This is a genomic window from Bradyrhizobium sp. CCBAU 53421 (assembly GCF_015291625.1).
Classification (GTDB): domain Bacteria; phylum Pseudomonadota; class Alphaproteobacteria; order Rhizobiales; family Xanthobacteraceae; genus Bradyrhizobium.
Genome location: NZ_CP030047.1, coordinates 2,542,077 through 2,563,246, shown reverse-complemented (window position 1 = coordinate 2,563,246; position 21,170 = coordinate 2,542,077). Strand labels below are relative to the sequence as shown.

Below are 21,170 nucleotides of genomic sequence, written 5' to 3'. Positions count from 1 at the left end.
CTTCTCTCCTTACTTCGGCTGGAAGTTGGGATGGATGACGGCGCCGTCTTTGGTCAGCGCGGTGGCCTTGACCAGCTCGTCGTCCCAATTGACCGCGAGCGCCTTATTGGCCTTGTCGACCATCGTCTCGATGAACGAGAACAGGTTGCGCGCATACAGGCTCGAGGCCGAGGCGGCGACGCGGCCGGCGACATTGGTGTAGCCGACGATCTTGATGCCGTCGGTCTCGACCACCTCGCCGGGCCTCGCGCCCTCGACATTGCCGCCGCGCTCGACCGCGAGATCGACCAGCACCGAGCCGGGCTTCATCGACTTGACCATCTCGCCCGAGACGAGCTTGGGCGCCGGACGGCCCGGGATCAGCGCGGTGGTGATCACGATGTCCTGCTTCTTGATGTGCTCGGCGGTAAGCTGGGCCTGCTTGGCCTGATACTCTTTCGACATCTCCTTGGCGTAGCCGCCGGCGGTCTGCGCGTTCTTGAACTCCTCGTCCTCGACCGCGAGGAATTTGGCGCCGAGGCTCTCCACCTGCTCCTTGGTGGCGGGGCGCACGTCGGTCGCGGTGACGACGGCACCCAGCCGCCGCGCGGTCGCGATCGCCTGCAGGCCAGCAACGCCGACGCCCATCACGAACACTTTTGCGGCCGGCACGGTGCCGGCGGCGGTCATCATCATCGGGAAGGCGCGGCCGAACGCTTCGGCGCCCTCGATCACCGCACGGTAGCCGGCGAGATTGGCCTGCGAGGACAGCACGTCCATCACCTGGGCGCGGGTGATGCGCGGCATCAGCTCCATCGCGAACGCCGACACGCCGGCATCGGCCATCGCCTTCAGCGCGGCCTCGTTGCCATAGGGGTCCATGATCGCGATGACCAGCGCGCCGCGCTTGTACTTCGAAAGCTCGGAGGCTTCGGGCCGCTTCACCTTGATGATGATGTCGGCGTCCTTGAGCGCATCGGCGCTGACGGTCGCGCCCGCCGCGGTGAGCTCCGAATCGGGCAGCCCCGACTTGACGCCCGCGCCCGGCTCGGCCGCGACCTCGGCGCCCAGCGCCTTGAACTTCTTGATGGTATCGGGCGAAACCGCAACCCGCGGCTCCGACGCATCGATTTCCTTGGCAACGGCGATCTTCACGCTCACGGCACCACCTTTGAGAACCAACGAAGCTATTCCCCTAATGACCGACGCAAGCACGACATCACGCCAGAGGACCCGTCTTTGCCCCAGGCTTGCCGATTGCGTCGCTGGACTTTCGGGCTTGCAAACATCGACGCGTCAGTCGCGGGTCGCCTCAAACCCGAAAGAGACAATTCCGCCGGGTTCGAAATAAGCGCATCGTTGCGCAAACCTGACGATCTCGGCGCGTGCTTTGCGATCTCGCCCCCTCATGAAAGACGCGAGGAGCGCCAGGCATTCGTCCGAATGCACGTCGCTCGTCGCTCGCGCTGCCGCATCCTCCGTGAGGGCCGCATCATCCTTGCTCACTTCCCGTCATCCACCCAGGTAAGCGGACCGCACGTGCTCATCGTCGATCAGATCCTTGCCGCTGCCGGACAGAACGATCGAACCGGTCTCCAGAAGATAGGCGTAGTCGCACATCTCGAGCGCCGAGTAGGCGTTCTGCTCGACCATCAAGACCGTCGTCCCGGACTTCCTGATGCCATCGATGATCGAGAACACCTGTTCAACGATGTTGGGGGCCAGGCCAAGCGATGGCTCGTCGAACATCATGAGCCTGGGCTTGGACATGATCGCGCGCCCGATCGCCAGCATTTGCTGCTCGCCTCCGGACAACGTGCCGGCAACCTGGTGACGACGCTCGGCCAATCGCGGAAACATCCCGAAGATCCGCTCCCGATCCGCTGCGATCTCCCTCCGGTCGGACCGCAGATAGGCGCCCATATCGAGATTTTCGTCGACGGTCATGTCGGGGAACACACGCCGCCCCTCGGGGCAATGTGCGATTCCCTTGCTCAGGATTTCCCGCGCCGAGCACTTCGTGATGTCGTGCCCGTCGAACGTAATCCGTCCGGCGGCCGAAGGCAGGATTCCCGAGATCGCCCGCAACGTCGTGCTTTTGCCTGCACCGTTAGCTCCGATCAGAGCGACCAGCTGCCCCTGCCCGATCGACAAGGTGACGCCCTTGAGAGCCTCGACCTTGCCATACCTGCAAACCAGACCGTTAATGTGCAGCATGCCGGCTGGCTCCTTCACCCAGATAGGCACGAATGACCTCGGGATTGCCGCGGATCGCCGCAGGCGGCCCTTCGGCGATGATGCGGCCATAGTTGAGCACGACGATGCGATCGGAGACGCCCATGACCATCGGCACGTCGTGTTCCACCAGCAGGATCGACATGCCGCGGCCGTGCAGCTTGTGGAGCAGCTCCATGAACCGGGCGGTTTCCGTCGCGTTCATGCCCGACACCGGCTCATCCAGCAAAAGCATCGACGGGTCCGATGCAAGTGCAAGGGCGACGCCGAGCAAACGCTGGTCGCCGTAGGACAGCGACCCGGCGAGCTCGTGGGCACGGCGCGCGATCCCGACGATCTCGAGCAGTTGGTGCGCCAGGTTCCGCAACTCCGCCTCCGCCTGCCGCTCGCGCGGCAGCGCCAGAAGTGTATCCAGCAGCGTCGATCGGCTGCGCCGGTGCAGGCCGATCATCACGTTCTCGAACACAGTCACGCTCTGGAACACGCTGGTACGCTGAAAGGTCCGCGCCAGGCCAAGTGACGTGACTTCATGCGGCTTGAGGTTACTCAGCGACGTATTCTTGTAGCGCACTTCGCCCTTGGTCGGCCGCAGAAAGCCGGTGATGACGTTGAACGCCGTCGTCTTGCCGGCGCCGTTCGGTCCAATCAGGCTGACGATCTCACCCTGATTGACGACGAAGCTCATATCGGTGATCGCAATCAGTCCGCCGAAATGCACGGCGATATGTTCAACGGACAGAACCGGCTGCGGGGTGTTGGAGGGCATGGTGCTCATGGCGTGTCGTGCATCTTGGCTTGGAGAGGCTCCGGATCTACGCGGGTGCTGGGCGCCGCGAACCACTTCTCAACGGCGGGGACAATCCCCTTCGGCAACACGAAGACGATGATGATCATCAGCAAGCCATAGAGTATCCACTGTATCTCGGGGGTGGCGAAAGAACGGGCCGCGACCGGAATGAATCCGAAGATGAGGCCGCCAACGATGGGGCCCGCAAGGGTGCCCTTGCCACCCGAGATCACCATGATCACCATCGTGACCGTGTAGAGGAACGCGAACACGTCGGGGTCGATGATCTTGAGGTAATGGGCGTAGAGGCTGCCGGCGGCCCCGGCAATGCCGGCCGAAAAGACCGCGGCCAGCACCAAATAGCGGGTCACGTCGATCCCGACCGAGACCGCAAGCGACTCGTTCTCCTTGAGCGCGATCATGGCCCGCCCGACGCGGGAGTAAACCAGACGCCGGATGACGATGTAGGACACCACAAGGACGGCAAGCACGAGGTAGTAGTTGGATTGCTTGCTGTAGAAGTCGAGATAGCCGACCCCGGGCAGCCCCAGCGTCATCGGCGGGATCGAAGTCAAGGCCAACGGCCCCTGGGTTAACTCGACCCAGTTCAGCGCGATCAGCCGGACCACTTCCGCAAAGCTGATGGTCACGATGACGAAGTAGGCACCTCGCACCTTGAAGGACAGCTTCCCGACGGCATAGCCGCAGAGCGCGGCAACGAGGGTGCCGATCACGAACCCGGTCCAGACCGGCCAGGGTTCGTGAACCACGCGGATACCGCCGATCAACTCGACATCGAATCCGAGCGACACCAGCGCGCTGGTGTAGGCTCCGATTCCAAAGAAGGCGACGTGACCCAGACTCAGCTGCCCCGTGTACCCGAGCAGGAGATTGAGGCTCATCGCCGCGATAATGAGGATACCCGTCGTGATGAAGGCATTCAGCAGATACGGATCGTGCAGCCAGAGCGGGACTGATGCGAACGCTGCGAGCGCAATATAGGGGATCAAGCGATTCATCCGATCCGCTCCGCGCGCGCAAACAGGCCGGTCGGCTTGAAGAGAAGAACGGCGATGATGATCAGGAAGCCCATGGCATCGCGGTAGCCCGACGAAACGTATCCGGCACCAAGCTCCTCGGCCAGCGCCAGCAGGAAGCCGCCGATGGTGGCCCCGCCAATGCTGCCGAGACCGCCCAGGATGACGATGGCGAAAGCCTTCAGCGATGCGAGGTTGCCCATTTGCGGGGAGATGACGTAGACCGGTCCGAGCAAGGCACCCGCCGCCGCCGCGAGGCTCGAGCCGATCGCGAACGTCGCCATGTAGATGAACTGGATGTTGACGCCCATGAGCGAAGCAGCGTCACGATCCTGGAAGGTCGCGCGCATCGCCTTTCCGAGCTTTGTGCGGTTGATCAGGAGATAGGACACGCCGATCAGGGCAAGGGCCGCGCAGAAGACGAACAGGCGCAACCAGGACACCGAAATCGAACCGATCACGAGCGGAAGCTCCGGGAACGGTGTCGAGACCGACTTCGCGACGCCACCCCAGACGAACTGCTCACCATTCTGCATCACAATCATGGCGCCGATCATGACCAGCATGGTCGTATCGATGTCGGCACCACGCATCGGACGCAACAAGACGACCTCGATCAGCGCACCGGCAAAGCAGCCCAGCACGACCGCCACGATCAGTGCAAGGAAGAAGTTCAGGCCGAGCATCACGCCGACGAAGTACAGCGCATAGGCGCCGAAGGAGTACAGCTCACCGTGCGCGAAATTGACGACACGCATGATGCCAAAGATGAGCGTGAGCCCAATACCCAGCAGCGCGTAGGTGCTGCCCAGAATGAGCGTGTTGACGATGTGTTGCAGAAGCTCGGTCATGCTGATTTTTTCGGCCGAAAGACCGCTGATCCTCTCTTCAGAGCATGTTCTATGGGCGAGGCAATGCCAAGGCGCCACCCGTTATGGTGGCGCCTTCCGCAAGTCGTCGAGCTCAGGAGCCCGACAGGACGATCTTCTCGTTCTCGATTTTGATCAGATAGAGGTTGGGCATGCTCTGGCCGCTTTCCTTGCCGGTCGGCCCCTGCTTCTGAAACTTGATCTGGCCGTTCAGGCCGGGAAAGTCGGTCGTCCAAAGCGCGTCGGTGATCGCCGCGGGCTCTGCCTTGCCGGCCCGCTGAATCGCATTGGCGATCGTGCGGATACCGTCGTAGCCGCGAAAGCTCTCGGTCGCGCCGGCGATCGCATAGCCACGCTTCTTCCACTCGCCAAGGAAGTACTTCGTTGCTGCCGGGTCCGGGGTCTTGTCCGGATACCAGGGTGCGAAGGTCGTCAAATGCATCGAGCCGTTCGCTGCGGCGCCAGCCTGCTCGATCAGCTGATCCGGGTTCTGCGAACCGCCGGTGGTGACGATGCGCTTGGTGATGCCGAGCGCAGCGGCCTGCTTCAACACCAGGGTGAGCTGCTCGACCGCGGTCGTGACCATGATCGTGTCCGAGTCGGTCGCCTTGATCTTGGCAAGCTGGGCGCTCATGTCCTGGGCGGCCTGGTCCATGATTTCCACGAGGCCGACCTGGATGTTCTGCGCCTTCATGATCTTGCCGAAGTCCTCGGCCGATCCGCGGCCCCAGTCATTGTTGATGACGAGGAAGTCGGCCTTCTTGATGCCGAGTGACGGCATGATGGACTTGAACTCGGTCGCCTCGACCGAGGACGGCGGCGAGATGCGGAAGATGTAGGAATTGCCCGATGTCGTGATCTTGCTGGAGGACGAGGTTTCCACCACCATCGGGACCTTGTATTCCATCAGCTTCGGCATCACGGCGAGCGTCAGGCTCGAGCCCCAGGCACCCATGATCACGGGCACCTTGTCACCGGTGATCAGCTTCTCGGCGACGGCGGCGGCTTCGGTCGGATTACTCTTGTTGTCTTCGATGACGAGCTCGATCTTGCGACCGAGCAAGCCGCCCTTGGCGTTGATTTCGTCGGCGGCAATCTTTGCGCCGTTCACGACATAAGTACCGGAAGCGGCGAACGGACCGGTGAGCGGCTCATTGACACCGATCTTGATGGTCTGCGCCGCTGCGCCCGTCGCCAGTGCGGTCGACATTGCCGCGGCGAGGGCCGCGCCCGTAATCAATCCGTGTGCTCGCTTCATCTTTCCTCCTGTGCTCGCAAGAGCCATGCCTAGGGAACGAAACACCAGTGCAGCGCGCCAGCTTATGGATGCCGGCCATTCGTCACCGCTGGGATGATGATCCTATCATCCTATTCTTAGTATCTTAAAGACACTTCTAATCCGTCGTCAAGCAGGCGCCCTGCTCTATTTTTGTTTTCGCAGTGCCCTCAATTGACGCAGCCGCTCATCATTTGCGCGATTGCTTTCGCCTAGACCAGTTTCGAAACTCCTTCGACGGACACGATGCCGCGCGAGCCGATCAGGCGTTCGCCAAATTCGCTTCCTTGTTGAATTCGATGGTGAGTTGATCCCATTCGCTCAGGCTGTCCTGGATCTTGCTCCAGAAGGACTGCGAACGGCGCCGCTCGAAATCGGCGACTGAAACTCCCTGCTGCTCGACCCAGGTGTAGTAGCCAAGATTGAAGACGGCGCGGCGCGAATGCTCCGTCAACTCGACGACATTGTCGGCGGCGGCACCGAGCAGGCAGGCGCCGAAGATTTCGGCAGCATTCACCTGATCAAGACCACGTGCGTAGTGCTTCGCCTCGAACTGCCTGCGTTCGCTGCCGTACATGGAGGCACTGTCCGTCGCCACGGTGACGATGGCTTTCTCGGGCCCGTAGTTCATCTGCTTTGCGAGCTTGATCGAGGCGACGATGTTGGCGAGCCCGGAGATGCCGACATGGTCAAAGGCGCGCACTAGCGCGGGTTCGAGACCGCGGCGCGTCTCAAGATAATCCCGGCCCGCTTGCGAGCCGAACAGCAGATTGAGCTGGTCCGTCGTTCGGTCCGAGACCCCGACGACGAAGTCGAGGTTCATGACGTTGTGAATGAGCGGGATGTGCTTGTCGCCGATGCCCTGGATGTTGTGCTCGCCATAGCCATTGTTGAGCATCGTCGGGCATTCCAGCGCCTCGACGGCAACGACCTTCGAGCCCCAGCGGGTCTTGAGAAAATCACCCGCGGCGATCGTCCCCGACGATCCGGTTGCCGAGACGAAGGCCGCCAATTCGTGGTTATCGTCTTGATTGAACGCCTTGAAGGCATCCTCCGCCGCGCGCCCGGTGCATTCATAGTGAATGAGATAGTTCGAGAATGACGAGAACTGGTTGAGAATGACGTTGCTGTCGTCTCGCCTGAGTTCCGCGCACTTGTCGTAGATCTCCTTGACGTTGCTCTCGGTGCCGGGTGTCCGGATGATGTCGGCTGGATCCGTCACCCACTTCTCGAGCCATTCGAAGCGCTCACGGCTCATCCCTTCGGGCAAGACCGCAACGCCGCGGCAGCCGAGGATCCGTGAGACGGCAACACCGCCGCGACAATAATTGCCGGTGGAAGGCCAGACAGCCTTCTGTTTGGATGGATCGAAGCGCCCGGTCACAAGCTGCTCGATCAAGGCGGCGTAGGCCGGCAGCACCTTGTGTGCGCCGATCATCGGGAAGCGATCGCCGAGCAGCACGATGATCTTGGCATCGACGCCCGTGATCTCCTTTGGCAGTACGATATGGCCCGGCACCAGGTCCCTGCCCCTGCGGTTCTCCGCATTGTACCAGTGCATGCGCCAGAGGTTCGCGGCACTCGGCTCGTCCGGTCCGACCGCCGAAATGTCCTCCCATACCCTGGCCGACGGAAGCGGTGGGTGCGCGAGCTGAGAGAAGGTCGGCAGCTTCAGGTTAAGTTTGCGGGCTTGCGCCGCGGCTTGCCGCCAGCCTTTCCGGTCGACAACATTCGGCTCGATTACGAACGCCATTTCAAACATCCCTGTTGGAGAGTTCTCTGCTCTCTCGGCCTCGCTCCGGTCCTTTAGCACCCCGCGGATCGCATCCCCGTACCGGTCTGCCGCTCGCGGACCGCGTCAAATGAGCGCTGCCTCCGAACCCCGTCCGCGACGCCATACGTCGTCGTGCGCTGACGCGGCACACGGCCTGCCGAAATGATGATCGACTCGAGCTCTTGCGGCGTCATTTCCTGGCCGTGCGAGGCGCCGGCCGACCGCGAGATGCTCTCATCCATCAGCGTGCCGCCGAGGTCGTTGACGCCGGCCGAGAGGCAGTGCCGCAGCCCCTCGGGTCCCATCTTGACCCAGGATGCCTGGATATTGGTGATGTGTGGATTGAGGACGAGACGCGACACCGCATGCATCAAGACCGCCTCGCGGAATGTCGGACCCGGACGCGCCCGGCCCTTGAGATAGACCGGCGCTTCCATGTGAACGAACGGCAACGGTACGAGCTCGGTAAATCCGCCGGTCTCCGTCTGCAAGCGCCGCAGCCGGAGCAGATGCCGCGCCCAATGGTCGTAACGCTCGATATGGCCGAACATGATGGTGGCCGTCGACCGGAGCCCGATCGAGTGCGCCGTGCGCATGACGTCGAGCCACTGCTGGGTCCTGATCTTGTCGGCGCAGAGCGTCTCGCGCACCTCGTCGTCGAGGATCTCAGCGGCCGTTCCCGGCAATGTGCCGAGGCCTGCCGCTTTCAGCTCCTGCAGGAACTCGGCGACGGAAATGCCAAGCGTGTGCGCCCCTTGATGGATCTCGAGCGGCGAGAACGCATGGAGATGCATCGCAGGGACGGCACCCTTCACGGCCCGACAGATATCCAGATACTTCTGCCCGGTATAGGAAGGATGGATGCCGCCCTGCATGCACACCTCGGAGGCGCCGCGGTCCCAGGCCTCGGTGACCCGCTGCGCGACTTCGGACATCTCGAGGTCGTAGGGCCGGCCACGCAGATTCTCGCTCATCTTGCCCTTCGAGAAGGCGCAGAACTGGCATTTGAACGAGCAGATGTTGGTGTAGTTGATGTTGCGGCATACGACGTAGGACACCACGTCGCCGTTGACGCTGCTGCGCAATTCGTCCGCCGCGCGGCAGATGCTGGTGAAGTCGGTCTCGTGAGCGCGGAACAGCCTGACGATCTCGCCCTCCGAAAGCTCATCGCCGCGCTGGGCTTTGGCAATGACTGACGTCACCTCGCTGCGGTGCACCGTACGCGGTGGCAATTTCAGCCATCCGAGCTCGCGCGATGGAAGTCCGCCGATATGACCGGGATGCCAGTCGTCGGTGCGAGGAAAGCCGTCCCCGTCGATCCGATCGAGGACCGACTTCAGCAGCTTGGTGTCGAGCCAGCGCGAGGGATAGCGCGCGAAGCTCGGATAGATCGGCAACCGCTTCTCGAGCCGCTTGCCGGTTGACCGCGTTGCAGCCTCCAGGAGCCGCAGATGCGGCCATGGTGCTTCGGGATTGACGTGGTCCGGCGTGACAGGCGACACGCCGCCCCAATCATTGATTCCTGCCGCGACGACGCGCCCCAGTGCTGCCGGGCTCAGGTTCGGCGGCGCCTGAATGTTCATCTCCGGCTCGAATATCAAGCGGGCGACAGCGACGGTCCAGAGATGATCGTCCACGGACGGCGCCGGCGCATTGGCCATGCGCGTCCCGACCTTTGGCCGGAAGTTCTGGACGATGATCTCCTGCAGATGTCCATGCGCATCATTCAGGTCGCGCAGCGCGAGCAATGCATCGATCCGTTCGGCCCTGGTCTCCCCGATGCCGATCAGGATCCCGGACGTGAAGGGTATGGCCTGCTCGCCGGCGGTCTTGATTGTCTGAAGCCTGACGGCGGGCACCTTGTCCGGCGATCCGAAATGCGGCCCGCCCTTCGCGCAAAGCCGGTCCGACGCGGACTCCAGCATGATGCCCTGCGAGACCGATACCTTGCGCAGCATGGCAAGGTCGAGCTCGCTCATGATTCCAGGATTGACGTGAGGGAGCAGGCCGGTCTGCTCGAACACCGCCCCTGCGACTTCGGCTAGATACGAGAGCGAGGATTCGTGGCCGAGCCTTGTCAGCTCCTCGCGCGCGACGCGGTAACGAAGCTCCGGCTTGTCGCCGAGCGTAAATAGCGCCTCATGACAGCCGGCCTCCTTGCCGGCCTTGGCGATCGCGACCGCTTGCTCGACCGAGAGATACGGCTTGACGTTCGAACGCGGCGCGTGAGCGAACGTGCAATAGTGACAGACATCGCGGCAAAGCTGGGTGAGCGGGATGAATACCTTGGGCGAATAGGTGATGACATCGCCGTGCGCGGCATCCCTTCGCCTGGCGGCAGCCGTCAGGAGTTCGTCGATCTCCACAAGATCGACAAGCTCGTAGGCTTCGCTTCGGGACAGGCGACGGTCGAACGGAAGATTCAAGACGGACGTCATCAGAACAGCCTCACGGGAACGGGATGGTCGTCGCTGCCGAAACGATCGGCAATTTTGAGCTCATCAAGAAGCGAACCCGTCGTTCCGAGGTTCTGCGACGAGATCAGATACGGACCAAAATCAATTGGGCAGTCGATATCCTTGCCGATGCCATGGGATTTGAACACGCTGCAGCTCAGTTGCCGCTGCCGCGCCAGGTCGCGGTGCGCACGGAAACTCTCTTCGCCAAACCGAGGCTCCAACATGTCGGGCAAGCGCATCGCCAGAGCATTTGTCCCACCGTCGTAAAGCGCAGGCACGAGCACGATCGGCGTATGGTCCAGCAACCGGATGACGTGTTCGAAGTCCTCCGGACGGGCAAACGGAATGTCGGCGGGCACAACGAGAACCCGCCGCCCGCACGGCTGGAATGCGTCGAGGCCGCGCTGCACCGCGGCATTGACGCCGGTCTCGACCTCATCAAAGATCATCGCCGCGCCGAAGCGCTTGGCGATCGCAAACGCTTCCGGATCGGCGCTCACCACGGCGATGCCGGCCAGCGAGCGCGTATCCCGGAGGTTTCCGAGAACGTCGCACAGCATGGCTTGCGCGAGTTTTGCGCGCTCGGTCGCCACCAGGATATCGCCCAGCCTGCTCTTTGCTTGACTGAACCGCTTGACCGGCACCAGCGCCCAGGTTTCGAAATCGTCCATCGCTTCGCTTAGCTCTTCAATCGACCAAGAAATTGGAGACATTCGCGTGCCAACTGAACACGCTCATCCTTCGAGCGCATGATCGTGTTCGTCACATGCACGGGAATGCCGACCGCATCGGCATCGGCCTGGTCCTCGCGATCCATCACCAGACCATCGAGGAAGCCATAGTGCCTGACGATCGAGGCGCAGCTTGGCGCGACGCCGAGTTCGTTCATGATCTTCGCGGTCGGCCCCTTGATGGCGCGGCCGCCGACCAGCGGCGAGACGGCAACGATGGGAGCCCTCGTCGTATCCAAGGCAGCGCGGATACCAGGCACAGCCAGGATCGGATCGATGCTGAGATACGGGTTCGACGGACAGACAATGATGGCATCGGCTACGCCGATGGCCCTTAATGCGGCGCTGGTCGCCGTTCCACCACTGGCGCTCTGGAATTCGATCTTCCTGACCTCTGGCCGCGCCTGCAGCTCGACGAAATAGCGTTGAAACGCCAGCTTCTGATCGGCGGTCACGACGATCGTTGCAAACGGATCGTCGGTCATTGGCAGGATGCTCGCCTCAATGCCGAGATGCGATGCAATCCTGCCCGTGAAATCGGTCAAGGTTACGCCGGCGCCGAGCGCGCGCGAGCGCAAGACATGCATGGCAAGATCACGGTCTCCCAAACGAAACCATGTCTCGCCCTTGAGGCCGCCGAGCGCCTCCATGAAGTTCCAGCTTTCGCCGGTTCGTCCCCAGCCACGCTCTTCGTCGGCGAGTTCGCCCAGCGTATAGACGACCGTGTCGATGTCGGGCGAGATCGTGAGACCAAGATGCTCGAAGTCGTCGCCTGTGTTGACGATGATGGCGAGCTTGGCACCCAGCAAACGATTGAGGCCATAGGCGAGCTTGGCGCCGCCGACCCCGCCACAAAGCGCAACAACATTGCGGTCGCCGCCGCTCATCGGAACATATCCTGGCTCTTGGCTCGCGCCAGCGCGGCCGCGGGTGAGACCGGCCCATCAAGCGTCAGGCCACGGACGAGGATGATCGGCATGCCTTCGCCCGCCTGCCCCATCAGCAGTGAGGCGGCGCCGGCGATCTCATCGGCGATGGCGATCTCGGTGACGCGCATTGCCCGGCCGAACATGTCGGGGACGCCGATTTGGCTCAGCAGCGAGGGAATGCCGGCAGCGCCGATCGCCACGCCGACGACACCATTGCGCCAGGGTCTGCCGAAGCTGTCGTTGATGACGATCCCAAGATTGAGGTCGCCGGCTGCATCCAGCGCGACTTTCAGCCTCTGCGCGGACCCGTCGGGATCCTGGGGCAGCAGCAGGACGCGCTCTTCGCCTTCACGGTGCTCGATGTTCGATTGATCGATGCCGGCGTTGGCCATGACGAAACCGAGCCGGTGCGCGGCAATGACGACATTCGGCCGCGTCTTGACGACTTCTGCGGACTCGCGGAGCACGACCTCGAGGAAGCGCGGGTCCTTGCCGACCGCCGCCGCGAGTTCGAGTGCCTCCGGGGACGGCTCGACGTCGCTCAACCGAACGTAACGCCCTTCCGATTTCGAGACGATCTTCTGCGCAATGACGAGGATGTCGCCGCGCTGAAGCTGGAGAGACATCCCGGCCAGGCTCTGCCTGATCAGCACGGCAAGATCCTCGCCCGGCTCGACGCGCCGAATGTCCTGCAGGGCGATGTATTCGACTCGCGTCCCCACAGGCATGGTTCAGGCACCCGGGCTTGCGGACAGGCCGGTGATGCGGATGCCGGCGCCGGGCACCTTGTAGCGCCGATTGATCCCGATCAGCACGGAGGTGAGCGCCTCGGCCGCCGCCGAATTTGCCAGCACGCCGCCGTCGATGCCCGCGGATGCAACTTCGTTCGCAAGACCGATAACGATGTCGCGCGCCGCCTTGTCGTCGCCAAAGACCAGAACGTCGCAATCCGCCTTGCCGCCCTGGTGCAGCTTGGTCGCGCCCACATTGTGGAACGCGGAGACGACCCGCACGCCGAGTCCGAGCAGTTGCTGCGCGATCTGCGCGGCCGAGCCGGCCGACGGAAGCTGGACCACGGACACTTTCGGCGGCACCAGCGGGACCGCGGCATCCACGACGATCTTGCCCTGAACGACGTCCTTGACTTCGTTCAGCGTCGCATCATGGCTCGCGAACGGCACGGCAACGACCACGATGTCGGCAGCCCGGGCGGCGGCGGCATTGTCGTCGCCCGCGACGTCGCCGGTCATGGTCTCCGCCGCGCTCCGGGCCTTCTCCGCGGAGCGTGAACCGAGAATGACTTTGTAACCGGCCGCGAGCCAGCATTTCGCGAGGCCGGATCCCAAGTCACCGGTTCCTCCAAGGATGGCAATCGTCGGCTTCGTGTTCATGTCTCGGTGGCCTTTCCAGGATTAGTCGAGGGGCATTTCGGTGAGCGGCACGAGCTTGACGCCGGCCTTCTCGAGGCCCTCCCGCACCGCGCGGGCCGTGGCGACACCCGTTGGCTCGTCGCCATGGACGCACAGCGAGTGGACCTTGCATTTGATCTTCTTGCCGTTGCGGGAGGTGATGGTGTTGTTCAACACCATATCGAGCACCTGCCGGGTCGCGAGCGCAGCGTCCTTGATGACCGAGCCCGCGATCTTGCGCGACGTCAGATTGCCGTCGTCGTCGTACTGGCGATCGCAGAAGCCTTCGATCGCGACGGGAAGTCCGAGCTTGCGGCCGGCCTTTTCCATCTCGGACCCCGCGAGCGCCACATAGATGATGCGCGGATCGACGGCCTTGATGGCGCGGCCGATGGCCAGCGCGTATTCGGCGTCTTCGGCGGCCATGTTGTTGAGCGCGCCGTGCGGCTTGAGGTGGGTGACCCGCTCGCCTTCGTAGGCCGCCATCGCTTGCAGCGCGCCGATCTGATAGGCGACCATGTATTCGAGGTCATCGGGGCGCATGTCGATGCGGCGGCGTCCGAAGCCCCAGAGATCATTGAAACCGGGATGAGCACCGATCGTGACACCGAGGCGCTTGGCTTCGCGCACGACGTTGCGCATCACCCGCGGGTCACCGGCGTGAAAGCCGCAGGCGATATTGGCGGATCCGATGATCTTCAGGATTCCGGCATCGTCACCGACGTCGTACGCGCCGAACCCTTCGGCCATGTCGGCGTTCAAGTTGATCGTTACGGTCATCCTTCACCTCGTGCGCTTGAGCTATAACGTTCTATTGTTAGTAAGACAATCCTTTTACCGAATAATTTTTCCCGCTTTTCCGAAGATCGGTTTTAGACGATGACGACAGCATAAGGGTTCGCGAAACCGTATTGAACCATCATCCCAATGATAGTATGTATTCAACTCTCTGGCAAGCTGCGCTGCCCGACGACGACACGTCCGATCAGCGGCAGCTGCTCCCACCAAACAACTCATCGCGAAGGCCGGTTCGAATGTTCCTGTCGAATACAAGTTCATCTCACGACCAACCGCTTGACCCGGCGGATGCCGCTACGCTCGCGCGCGAGGAAGCCAACGAAGTCGAGCGTTTCCTCAGCTTCCGGCCGAACCACGCTGAAACGCCGCTGCGATCGCTGCCGGCGCTCGCCCGCGAATTCAAGGTGAAGTCCATCCATATCAAGGACGAATCGCATCGGCTCGGCCTTGGCAGCTTCAAGGCCCTGGGCGGATCCTACGCCGTATTGAGGTTACTGCTGGAGCATGCCAGCAGCAAGCTGGGCCGCGCGGTGGATATCAGCGAGATCGAGACTCCTGCCATACGCGAGATCGCGCGCAGCCTGACGGTCGGCTGCGCCACCGATGGAAATCACGGACGATCGGTCGCGGCCGGCGCGCAGATGGTCGGAGCCAAGGCGGTCATCTTCGTGCATTCCGGAGTCACGGATGAGCGCGTGCAGGCAATTGCCCGCTTCGGTGCGGAAATCGTGCGGGTGCCCGGCACCTACGACGACTCCGTCGCAGTTGCCGACAAGGTTTGCCAGGACAATCATTGGATCGTCGTCTCGGATACGTCCTGGCCCGGCTATGAGCGCATCCCCGGGCTGGTCATGCAGGGCTATACGGCGATGCTGAACGAGATCCTCCGGCAGCAGCCGGAGGCGCCCACCCATGTATTCGTCCAGGCCGGGGTCGGCGGCCTCGCAGCGGCAGTCGCCGGTTACTTCGATGTTGTCTTTGGCAAGAGCCGCCCGACCTTCGTGGTCGTGGAGCCCGAGCGGGCTGCGTGCCTCTATCAGAGCGCCATCGCGGGCGCGCCGATCAAGATCGCCCACGGCGAGCCGACGATCATGGCGATGCTCGAATGCTACGAGCCTTCCCTCGTTGCCTGGCGCATCCTGTCGCGGAAGGCGGACGCGTTCATGATGGTCGGCGAAGAAGGCGCCGCGGTGGCGATGCGCCGGCTCGCACACCCGACAGGCGACGATCCGGCCATTGTGGCCGGCGAAAGCGGCGCTGCTGGACTAGCTGGCCTTTGGCGCGCCGCCAAGAGCAGTGTCGCGCGTGAAGCGCTGGGCTTGAACCAGACATCGCGCGTGCTGCTGATCAACACCGAAGGTGCCACCGACCAAAAGCGCTACACGGAGATCGTCGGAGCCTCGCCGGCGAGCATCCTCGCTTAGAGCTTCGGTTCTGATTACATCAGAACCGAAGTTCTAGATTCTTGTTTTGACGCGTTTTCTTCACGCGAACCGGTGGCCACTTCGCTCGAAAACGCTCTAGCGACAATGAGGAGCGGGCCTTGCGCCCGCTCCTTCGTCAGGCCTTCGTTCGCTTCTTCGATTTTTCGAGAAGATCGGAACGGAGCGCGAAGCAACTGCGATGATAATGGATGTCGGCGACATAGACGGCGATGTCGTTGCTGTCGACCAGCACCAGGCGGCAATCGGCCGTTGGTTCGCCGAGGCCGATCTTGAGCAGTTCGGCCGTTTCGGGATCGGCTACGCCGATCGTCACAACCTGATGAGCGTGGGCGAGCGTGATGTCGTCCATCTCCATGATCTTGGTCAGCGCGGCCGTATGGGTGAAGCGCTTGCGGTCTTTGAGATAGAGGTTGCGCGCCAGATGGAGGTTGACGACCGAAAACGGCTCGTCCTCGTTATACTGCACGCTTCTGAGAAATGCGTAGCCGGCGGCGGGCCGCCCTTCATGCGCGGCGAGCCGGGGCAGCTCCGCATTCTCCTCGACATAGACGCGCTTGAGGACGTTGTTTCTGACGGAATCGACCATCGACTCGAAATCATTGGCCAGGTTCAGCCAGTGACGATTCTTCGGTCGTCCGGACACGAACGTCCCACGGCCCTGCTGCGCGTCGAGCAGACCCTCGCTCCGCAACATCTCGATCGCCTGCCGGATCGTAACGCGCGCGACGCCGAATTCGGTTTCAAGCTCCTCGATGGTCGAGATCTTGTCGCCCTCTTGCCATCGCCCGGACTCGACCCGCTGACGCATGACCGATGCCACCTGCACATAGAGGGGGACCCGGCTGCGCTCGTAATTTGGGACTAGCTTATTCATGATAGTAAGATAGTCCATCTCATCGCAAAAGGCGAGTTCTATCGCCGGACAACTAAGGCCGTCGCAAGAGCCATCGAAGCGCTCGTTTCATGTAGTCCAGCGCCATCGATCGCATCAGCGCGCCGGCGTCGAATTCCTTGACCATGGCCGGCTCGCCCTCGCCGCCTCCCGATCGATGGGCCAGCCTCGTCTCGAGGTTCTGGACAAAAACGGCAATGATTCGTCCGGCCACATCCTGGATCAGGCCGGAGCGGCTGAACTGCGCCAGGGCCCCGGTCAAGGTGAAGCCGATGCTGAGATCGACCCTGGTTTGGTCTTCCGCGTCACCCGGCTTGACGGCATAGCCGATCAGGCCGCGGGTCGAGGAGTTGCTGCGCTTGTCCTTGCCTGCGCCGATAATCGTGCCGGTACGGGTCGCATCGTCGCGCGTCACATCGGCGATGCCTTGAAATTCGGCAGAGATCGGCCCGACCTTAATCTTGATCTGGCCGTCGACGTGACCGTCGACCGGATCTCCGGCGAGCGATGCGCCAGGCAGGCAGGCGGCGACCGCAGCGATGTCGGCGAAGAAATTCCAGACGTCATCGACCGGATGTTCGACGGTGAAGCTCTGCGTGAAGGTCGTTTGCGGCTTCCAGTTCGTATCCCGGAGCGAGGCCGCGGCCGCTGCCGGCGCTTCCGTCTTCTCCGCAATTGGCGCGGCCCTCGGCTTGGCCCGAGCCGAAACGGCGGCAACCGCGGTCGCATTGCCGGAGCCAGAGGGTCCAAGACGCGTCCGGTTTCCGTTTGGAATCGCGGCGATCCCTCGCGCCCTGCGATCTGCGATCACACCCTGGATTGCGCGGACGATGCCGACATAGCCGGTGCAGCGACAAAGGTTTCCGCTCATGGCCACGCGGATATCGCGCTCGCTCGGGTCCTGCATGCGCAGCACGACATCGCGCGCCGACACGACCATCCCCGGCGTGCAATAGCCGCATTGAAGGCCGTGCTCCCTCGTGAAGGCCGCACGCAGTTCGCGCGTGATCTCGTCGTCGTCGAGGCCTTCGATCGTCGTGACGTCGGCCTGCTGGCAAGCCAACGCGAAGGTGATGCAGGAGCGCGTCGGCACACCATCGACGAGGAGCGTGCACGCGCCGCAGACGCCGTGCTCGCAGCCCAGATGGGTGCCGGTCAGATTGAGCTTCTCGCGGAGAAAATCCGCAAGGTGAGTCCGCGGCTGGATCTCCGCGCTGACCGCGCTTCCGTTGACGTTGAGGCTACAGGTGCTCATTGCGGCCGTGCCTGCTCGATCGCGCGGCGCAGCGCGACGACATGGGTTTGCTTGTCCAGGGGATCGACCATCCCTGCCTTCTCCAGAATCTCGTCGACAGCCCCGCCGTCGAAACGCTCGCTCAGACGCGGAGCTCGGCCATCGCCGATCACATTGCCTGCCTCGGCGATGACGATCGGACGGCTCTCCGTCGCGCCGATGACCGCACGGCTGATGCCGCGATCGGGGTCGGTCATGAAGGCGCCGATCGCGTGAGCGAATTCGCCCGTCTTGCGGCAGCTCTTGTAGTAGCCCCAGCGCGCCGATTTGCTTAATCGCGGCACCATGACGCGAACGAGAACTTCGCCAGGGCGCAGGTCGGCTTCAAGCGCGCCCACCATGTAGTCCTCAACCGCCACGGTCCGCTCGCCGGCCGGGCCGCGCAGCACGACTTTCGCCCCAACTGCGGCGAGGATCGAGTGCCAGTCGGCCGACGGATCGGCGTGCGTCAAGCTGCCGCCGATGGTGCCGCGATTGCGCACCGCGCGATATGCGATGCCGCTGGCTACCGTCGGCAGCGCACCGCGCGTGACGTCGGTGACACGAAGGTCCTCGATATCGGCATGCGTGACGCAAGCCCCGATCGAGATTTCTTCCGCCCCGTCGCTGAAACAGCGCAGCTCTTCGATCCCGGTCAGGTCGACGATCAGATCGGGCTGCACCAGCCTGAGGTTCAACATCGGCCCGAGCGACTGGCTCCCGGCCATCATCTTGACGGTTCTGCTGTCGTCCGCGATGAGCCGGATCACCGCGTCGACCGCATCGGGTCGTGCGTAGTCGAAATTGACAGGTTTCACGCCGGCAACCCTTCCGCCAATTCGGGCGCCCTCGCCTTGCGGCGCTCGGCCGCGACCTGAATGGCTTCGAGGACACGCCGCGGCGTCATCGGCGTGTGCAAGACCTGCGCGCCAAGAGGCCGCAACGCGTCATTGACCGCATTGCCGATCGCGCCGGGAGGCGCGATCGCACCGCCCTCGCCGATGCCTTTGACACCGAACTCCGTATAGGGCGCCAACGTCTCCATATGGCCAAGCTTGGGCGCCGGCACTTCGGTCGGGCCGGGCAACAGATAGTCGGCAAAGGTCGACGCCAGCGGCTGGGCCGACGTATCGAAATTCATCTCTTCATACATCGCGGTGCCGATGCCTTGCGCCAGCCCGCCATAGATCTGCCCGTCGACGACCATGGGGTTGATCAGCTGGCCACCGTCTTCAACCACAACGTAGTCGATCAGCTCGATATCGCCCAACTCCGGATCGACGGCGACTACCGCGACATGGGTCGCATAGCTGAACGTTCCGGAATCGCGCGCCGGCTTGTAGCCGATGGTGACCTCAAGGCCCCTCGGATCGACGGTTGCCGGCAAATCCTGCGGCCTGCGATACCAGGTGTGCGCAATCTCATCGATTTTCACGCTGTTGGACGGACCGACGACCGCGCCGTTCTCGAGTTTGACGTTCTCGATCTCGGTCTGCAGCAGATGGGCACCGATCCCCTTGATGAGCTTCGCGAGTTCACGCGAGGCGGTTGCAACCGCGCCGCCGGACATCACCGCGCAACGCGACCCCCAGCTGCCAGTCGAGTAAGGCGTGTACTCGGTGTCGCCGTGAACCAGCTTGATGCGCGCGACGTCGATGCCGAGGATCTCGTGCGCGACCTGCGGAAGCGTGGTCTCCATGCTCTGGCCATGCGAATGCGCGCCGATGCGAAGCTCGAGGCCGCCGTCGGGGGTCATGCGGGCGGTTGCCTGTTCGTGTCCCGGAACCATCGGGATGCCCCAGCCTGCGTAGACCGACGTGCCGTGCGCACCCTGCTCGCAATAGACTGACAGCCCGACGCCGATCAACCGGCCATCCGGCTCCCGCTTCTTCTGGCGTGCGCGGAGACCGGCCAGATCGATCTTTGCCAGCGCCTGCCGCAGCGATTCCGGATAGTCTCCACTGTCGAAATGCTTCCTGGTGATGTTGTCGAACGGCATCTGCTCCGGCCGCACCAGGTTCTTCAGCCTCACCTCGTACGGCTCGAGACCGCACTCGTGGGCGATGGCGTCCATCATCAGCTCGATGGCGTAGCAGACCCCGGTGCGCGCAACGCCGCGATAAGGCAGGATCGGGCACTTGTTGGTGGACACCGACCAGGTGCGGCAGCGATAGGATGGGAAATCGTACGGGCCCGGCAGGATGCTGGCGATCTGCGCAGCCTCCAGGCATGCCGAAAACGGATAGGACGAATAGGCCCCGGAATCGACCGAGGCCTCGCACTCGACACCGCGCAACGTCCCGTCGCGGTCGGCGTAGACAGTGATGTTGTAGTGATGCTCGCGGCAATTCGCGCCCGCCGTCAAATGCTCGCGACGATCCTCGATCCAGCGCACGGGATAGCCGCAGCGCATTGCGAGCCAGCCAAGACACACATCCTCCGTCAGCACGATGCCCTTATAGCCGAAGCCGCCGCCGACATCGGGCGAGACGATGCGGATCTTCAGCTGCTCGAGGTTGAGGCACTCCGACAGACCGTTGCGCACGATATGCGGTTGCTGATTGCCGGTGTACAGGACGAGTTGATCCATCCGCTTGTGCCAGACGGCGACCGTGCCGCGGCCTTCCATCGGCGCCATGCTCTGCCGCGCGGTCGATATCTCGCGTGTGATCTTGATCGGCGCGTCATAGGCCGCTTCCATATTGATGTCGACAAAGGTCTCGAGAAAGACATTGTCGCCCCACTCCTCGTGCACCAGGGCGGAGTCCGGACGCCGCGCCAGCAGCATGTCATGCACGGCCGGCAATTCCTCGAAATCAACCTCGACGGCAGCCGCAATGTCCTCGGCTTCCGCGCGGGTATCGGCGACGCACATCGCGATCAGTTCGCCGACCTGACGGACCTTCTCGAAGGCGAGGATCGGCTGGTCGGACGGTTTGAAGCCGGGCAGTCCGGACACGGCGCGAATCGGACGCGTATCGGCCGCGATATCCGATGCAATGAACACGCTGCTGCGGAGATGAGGCGGGATACGGATATCCTTGATCCGCGCATGTGCAAGCGGACTACGGACGAACGCAACGTCGCGCATGCCGGGCAAGCGAATATCGCCGACATATTCGCCTCGTCCGCGAAGAAAGCGATCATCCTCCTTCCGAGGAATTGACGCTCCGACGCCCTGCTTTGCCACTCCGCGTCCTCTCTTATTGTCCGTGTCCGGTTCGATCGACTGCTCGAACATCAAATTCATTCTATTGTCGCAAAGATAGCATCACTA

The 21,170-nt window shown here is 62.9% G+C and carries 19 protein-coding genes; 1 reads left to right on the top strand and 18 read right to left on the bottom strand.

All coding sequences use genetic code 11. The features are described from left to right. Positions 1 to 9 precede the first annotated feature (9 nt). From XH92_RS12115 to XH92_RS12050, 14 genes are all read right to left on the bottom strand, one after another. Positions 10 to 1,134 carry a Re/Si-specific NAD(P)(+) transhydrogenase subunit alpha gene (locus XH92_RS12115; RefSeq protein WP_194461227.1) on the bottom strand — a complete coding sequence of 375 codons (1,125 nt, stop codon included), beginning with the start codon at positions 1,132 to 1,134 and terminating at the stop codon, positions 10 to 12. Positions 1,135 to 1,275: 141 nt separating this feature from the next. Then, the gene (locus tag XH92_RS12110; RefSeq protein WP_194459412.1) at positions 1,276 to 1,485 is read right to left on the bottom strand and encodes a hypothetical protein; all 210 of its coding nucleotides are present in this window, start codon (positions 1,483 to 1,485) and stop codon (positions 1,276 to 1,278) included. Positions 1,486 to 1,491: 6 nt separating this feature from the next. Further along, complete coding sequence (locus tag XH92_RS12105; RefSeq protein WP_092125969.1) at positions 1,492 to 2,196, bottom strand: ABC transporter ATP-binding protein; 705 nt, start codon at positions 2,194 to 2,196, stop codon at positions 1,492 to 1,494. Further along, positions 2,183 to 2,989, bottom strand: a complete 807-nt coding sequence (locus tag XH92_RS12100; RefSeq protein WP_246788378.1) for an ABC transporter ATP-binding protein — start codon at positions 2,987 to 2,989, stop codon at positions 2,183 to 2,185. The genes XH92_RS12105 and XH92_RS12100 overlap by 14 nt, the downstream gene beginning before the upstream one ends. After that, positions 2,986 to 4,020, bottom strand: a complete 1,035-nt coding sequence (locus tag XH92_RS12095) for a branched-chain amino acid ABC transporter permease (protein ID WP_194459411.1) — start codon at positions 4,018 to 4,020, stop codon at positions 2,986 to 2,988. Before XH92_RS12095 ends, XH92_RS12100 begins: the two co-directional genes overlap by 4 nt. Then, positions 4,017 to 4,889, bottom strand: coding sequence for a branched-chain amino acid ABC transporter permease (locus tag XH92_RS12090; RefSeq protein WP_194459410.1), 873 nt, complete (start codon positions 4,887 to 4,889; stop codon positions 4,017 to 4,019). Before XH92_RS12090 ends, XH92_RS12095 begins: the two co-directional genes overlap by 4 nt. 112 nt (positions 4,890 to 5,001) lie before the next feature. Beyond that, entirely contained in the window at positions 5,002 to 6,165 is a 1,164-nt protein-coding gene (locus XH92_RS12085) for an ABC transporter substrate-binding protein (protein ID WP_194459409.1), read from the bottom strand. A 280-nt stretch (positions 6,166 to 6,445) separates the two neighbouring features. Then, positions 6,446 to 7,936 carry a pyridoxal-phosphate dependent enzyme gene (locus XH92_RS12080; protein WP_194459408.1) on the bottom strand — a complete coding sequence of 497 codons (1,491 nt, stop codon included), beginning with the start codon at positions 7,934 to 7,936 and terminating at the stop codon, positions 6,446 to 6,448. A 53-nt stretch (positions 7,937 to 7,989) separates the two neighbouring features. Next, positions 7,990 to 10,395 carry a 5-amino-6-(D-ribitylamino)uracil--L-tyrosine 4-hydroxyphenyl transferase CofH gene (gene cofH, locus XH92_RS12075; RefSeq protein WP_194459407.1) on the bottom strand — a complete coding sequence of 802 codons (2,406 nt, stop codon included), beginning with the start codon at positions 10,393 to 10,395 and terminating at the stop codon, positions 7,990 to 7,992. Next, positions 10,395 to 11,087, bottom strand: coding sequence for a 2-phospho-L-lactate guanylyltransferase (gene cofC / locus XH92_RS12070; RefSeq protein WP_194459406.1), 693 nt, complete (start codon positions 11,085 to 11,087; stop codon positions 10,395 to 10,397). Before cofC ends, cofH begins: the two co-directional genes overlap by 1 nt. A gap of 8 nt (positions 11,088 to 11,095) precedes the next feature. Further along, positions 11,096 to 12,034: a 2-phospho-L-lactate transferase gene (gene cofD, locus XH92_RS12065; protein WP_194459405.1), complete on the bottom strand. Its 939-nt coding sequence runs from the start codon at positions 12,032 to 12,034 to the stop codon at positions 11,096 to 11,098. Further along, the gene (gene cofE, locus XH92_RS12060) at positions 12,031 to 12,804 is read right to left on the bottom strand and encodes a coenzyme F420-0:L-glutamate ligase (RefSeq protein WP_194459404.1); all 774 of its coding nucleotides are present in this window, start codon (positions 12,802 to 12,804) and stop codon (positions 12,031 to 12,033) included. Before cofE ends, cofD begins: the two co-directional genes overlap by 4 nt. A 3-nt stretch (positions 12,805 to 12,807) precedes the next feature. Next, complete coding sequence (gene npdG / locus XH92_RS12055) at positions 12,808 to 13,467, bottom strand: NADPH-dependent F420 reductase (protein ID WP_194459403.1); 660 nt, start codon at positions 13,465 to 13,467, stop codon at positions 12,808 to 12,810. A gap of 21 nt (positions 13,468 to 13,488) precedes the next feature. After that, positions 13,489 to 14,265, bottom strand: a complete 777-nt coding sequence (locus XH92_RS12050) for a LamB/YcsF family protein (RefSeq protein ID WP_194459402.1) — start codon at positions 14,263 to 14,265, stop codon at positions 13,489 to 13,491. A gap of 254 nt (positions 14,266 to 14,519) precedes the next feature. Here XH92_RS12050 and XH92_RS12045 point away from each other — a divergent pair, with 254 nt between their 5' ends. Further along, positions 14,520 to 15,707, top strand: a complete 1,188-nt coding sequence (locus XH92_RS12045) for a diaminopropionate ammonia-lyase (protein WP_194459401.1) — start codon at positions 14,520 to 14,522, stop codon at positions 15,705 to 15,707. A 136-nt stretch (positions 15,708 to 15,843) separates the two neighbouring features. Here XH92_RS12045 and XH92_RS12040 read toward each other — a convergent pair whose 3' ends face one another. From XH92_RS12040 to XH92_RS12025, 4 genes are read right to left on the bottom strand one after another with little or no spacing between them, the layout of a single operon-like run. Then, positions 15,844 to 16,602: a GntR family transcriptional regulator gene (locus tag XH92_RS12040; RefSeq protein ID WP_194459400.1), complete on the bottom strand. Its 759-nt coding sequence runs from the start codon at positions 16,600 to 16,602 to the stop codon at positions 15,844 to 15,846. A 52-nt stretch (positions 16,603 to 16,654) separates the two neighbouring features. Further along, positions 16,655 to 17,875, bottom strand: coding sequence for a 2Fe-2S iron-sulfur cluster-binding protein (locus tag XH92_RS12035; RefSeq protein ID WP_194459399.1), 1,221 nt, complete (start codon positions 17,873 to 17,875; stop codon positions 16,655 to 16,657). After that, positions 17,872 to 18,711 carry a xanthine dehydrogenase family protein subunit M gene (locus XH92_RS12030; RefSeq protein ID WP_194459398.1) on the bottom strand — a complete coding sequence of 280 codons (840 nt, stop codon included), beginning with the start codon at positions 18,709 to 18,711 and terminating at the stop codon, positions 17,872 to 17,874. Before XH92_RS12030 ends, XH92_RS12035 begins: the two co-directional genes overlap by 4 nt. Further along, positions 18,708 to 21,134 (bottom strand): xanthine dehydrogenase family protein molybdopterin-binding subunit, encoded by a 2,427-nt coding sequence (locus XH92_RS12025; RefSeq protein ID WP_194461225.1) that lies wholly within the window; start codon positions 21,132 to 21,134, stop codon positions 18,708 to 18,710. Before XH92_RS12025 ends, XH92_RS12030 begins: the two co-directional genes overlap by 4 nt. Positions 21,135 to 21,170 lie beyond the last annotated feature (36 nt).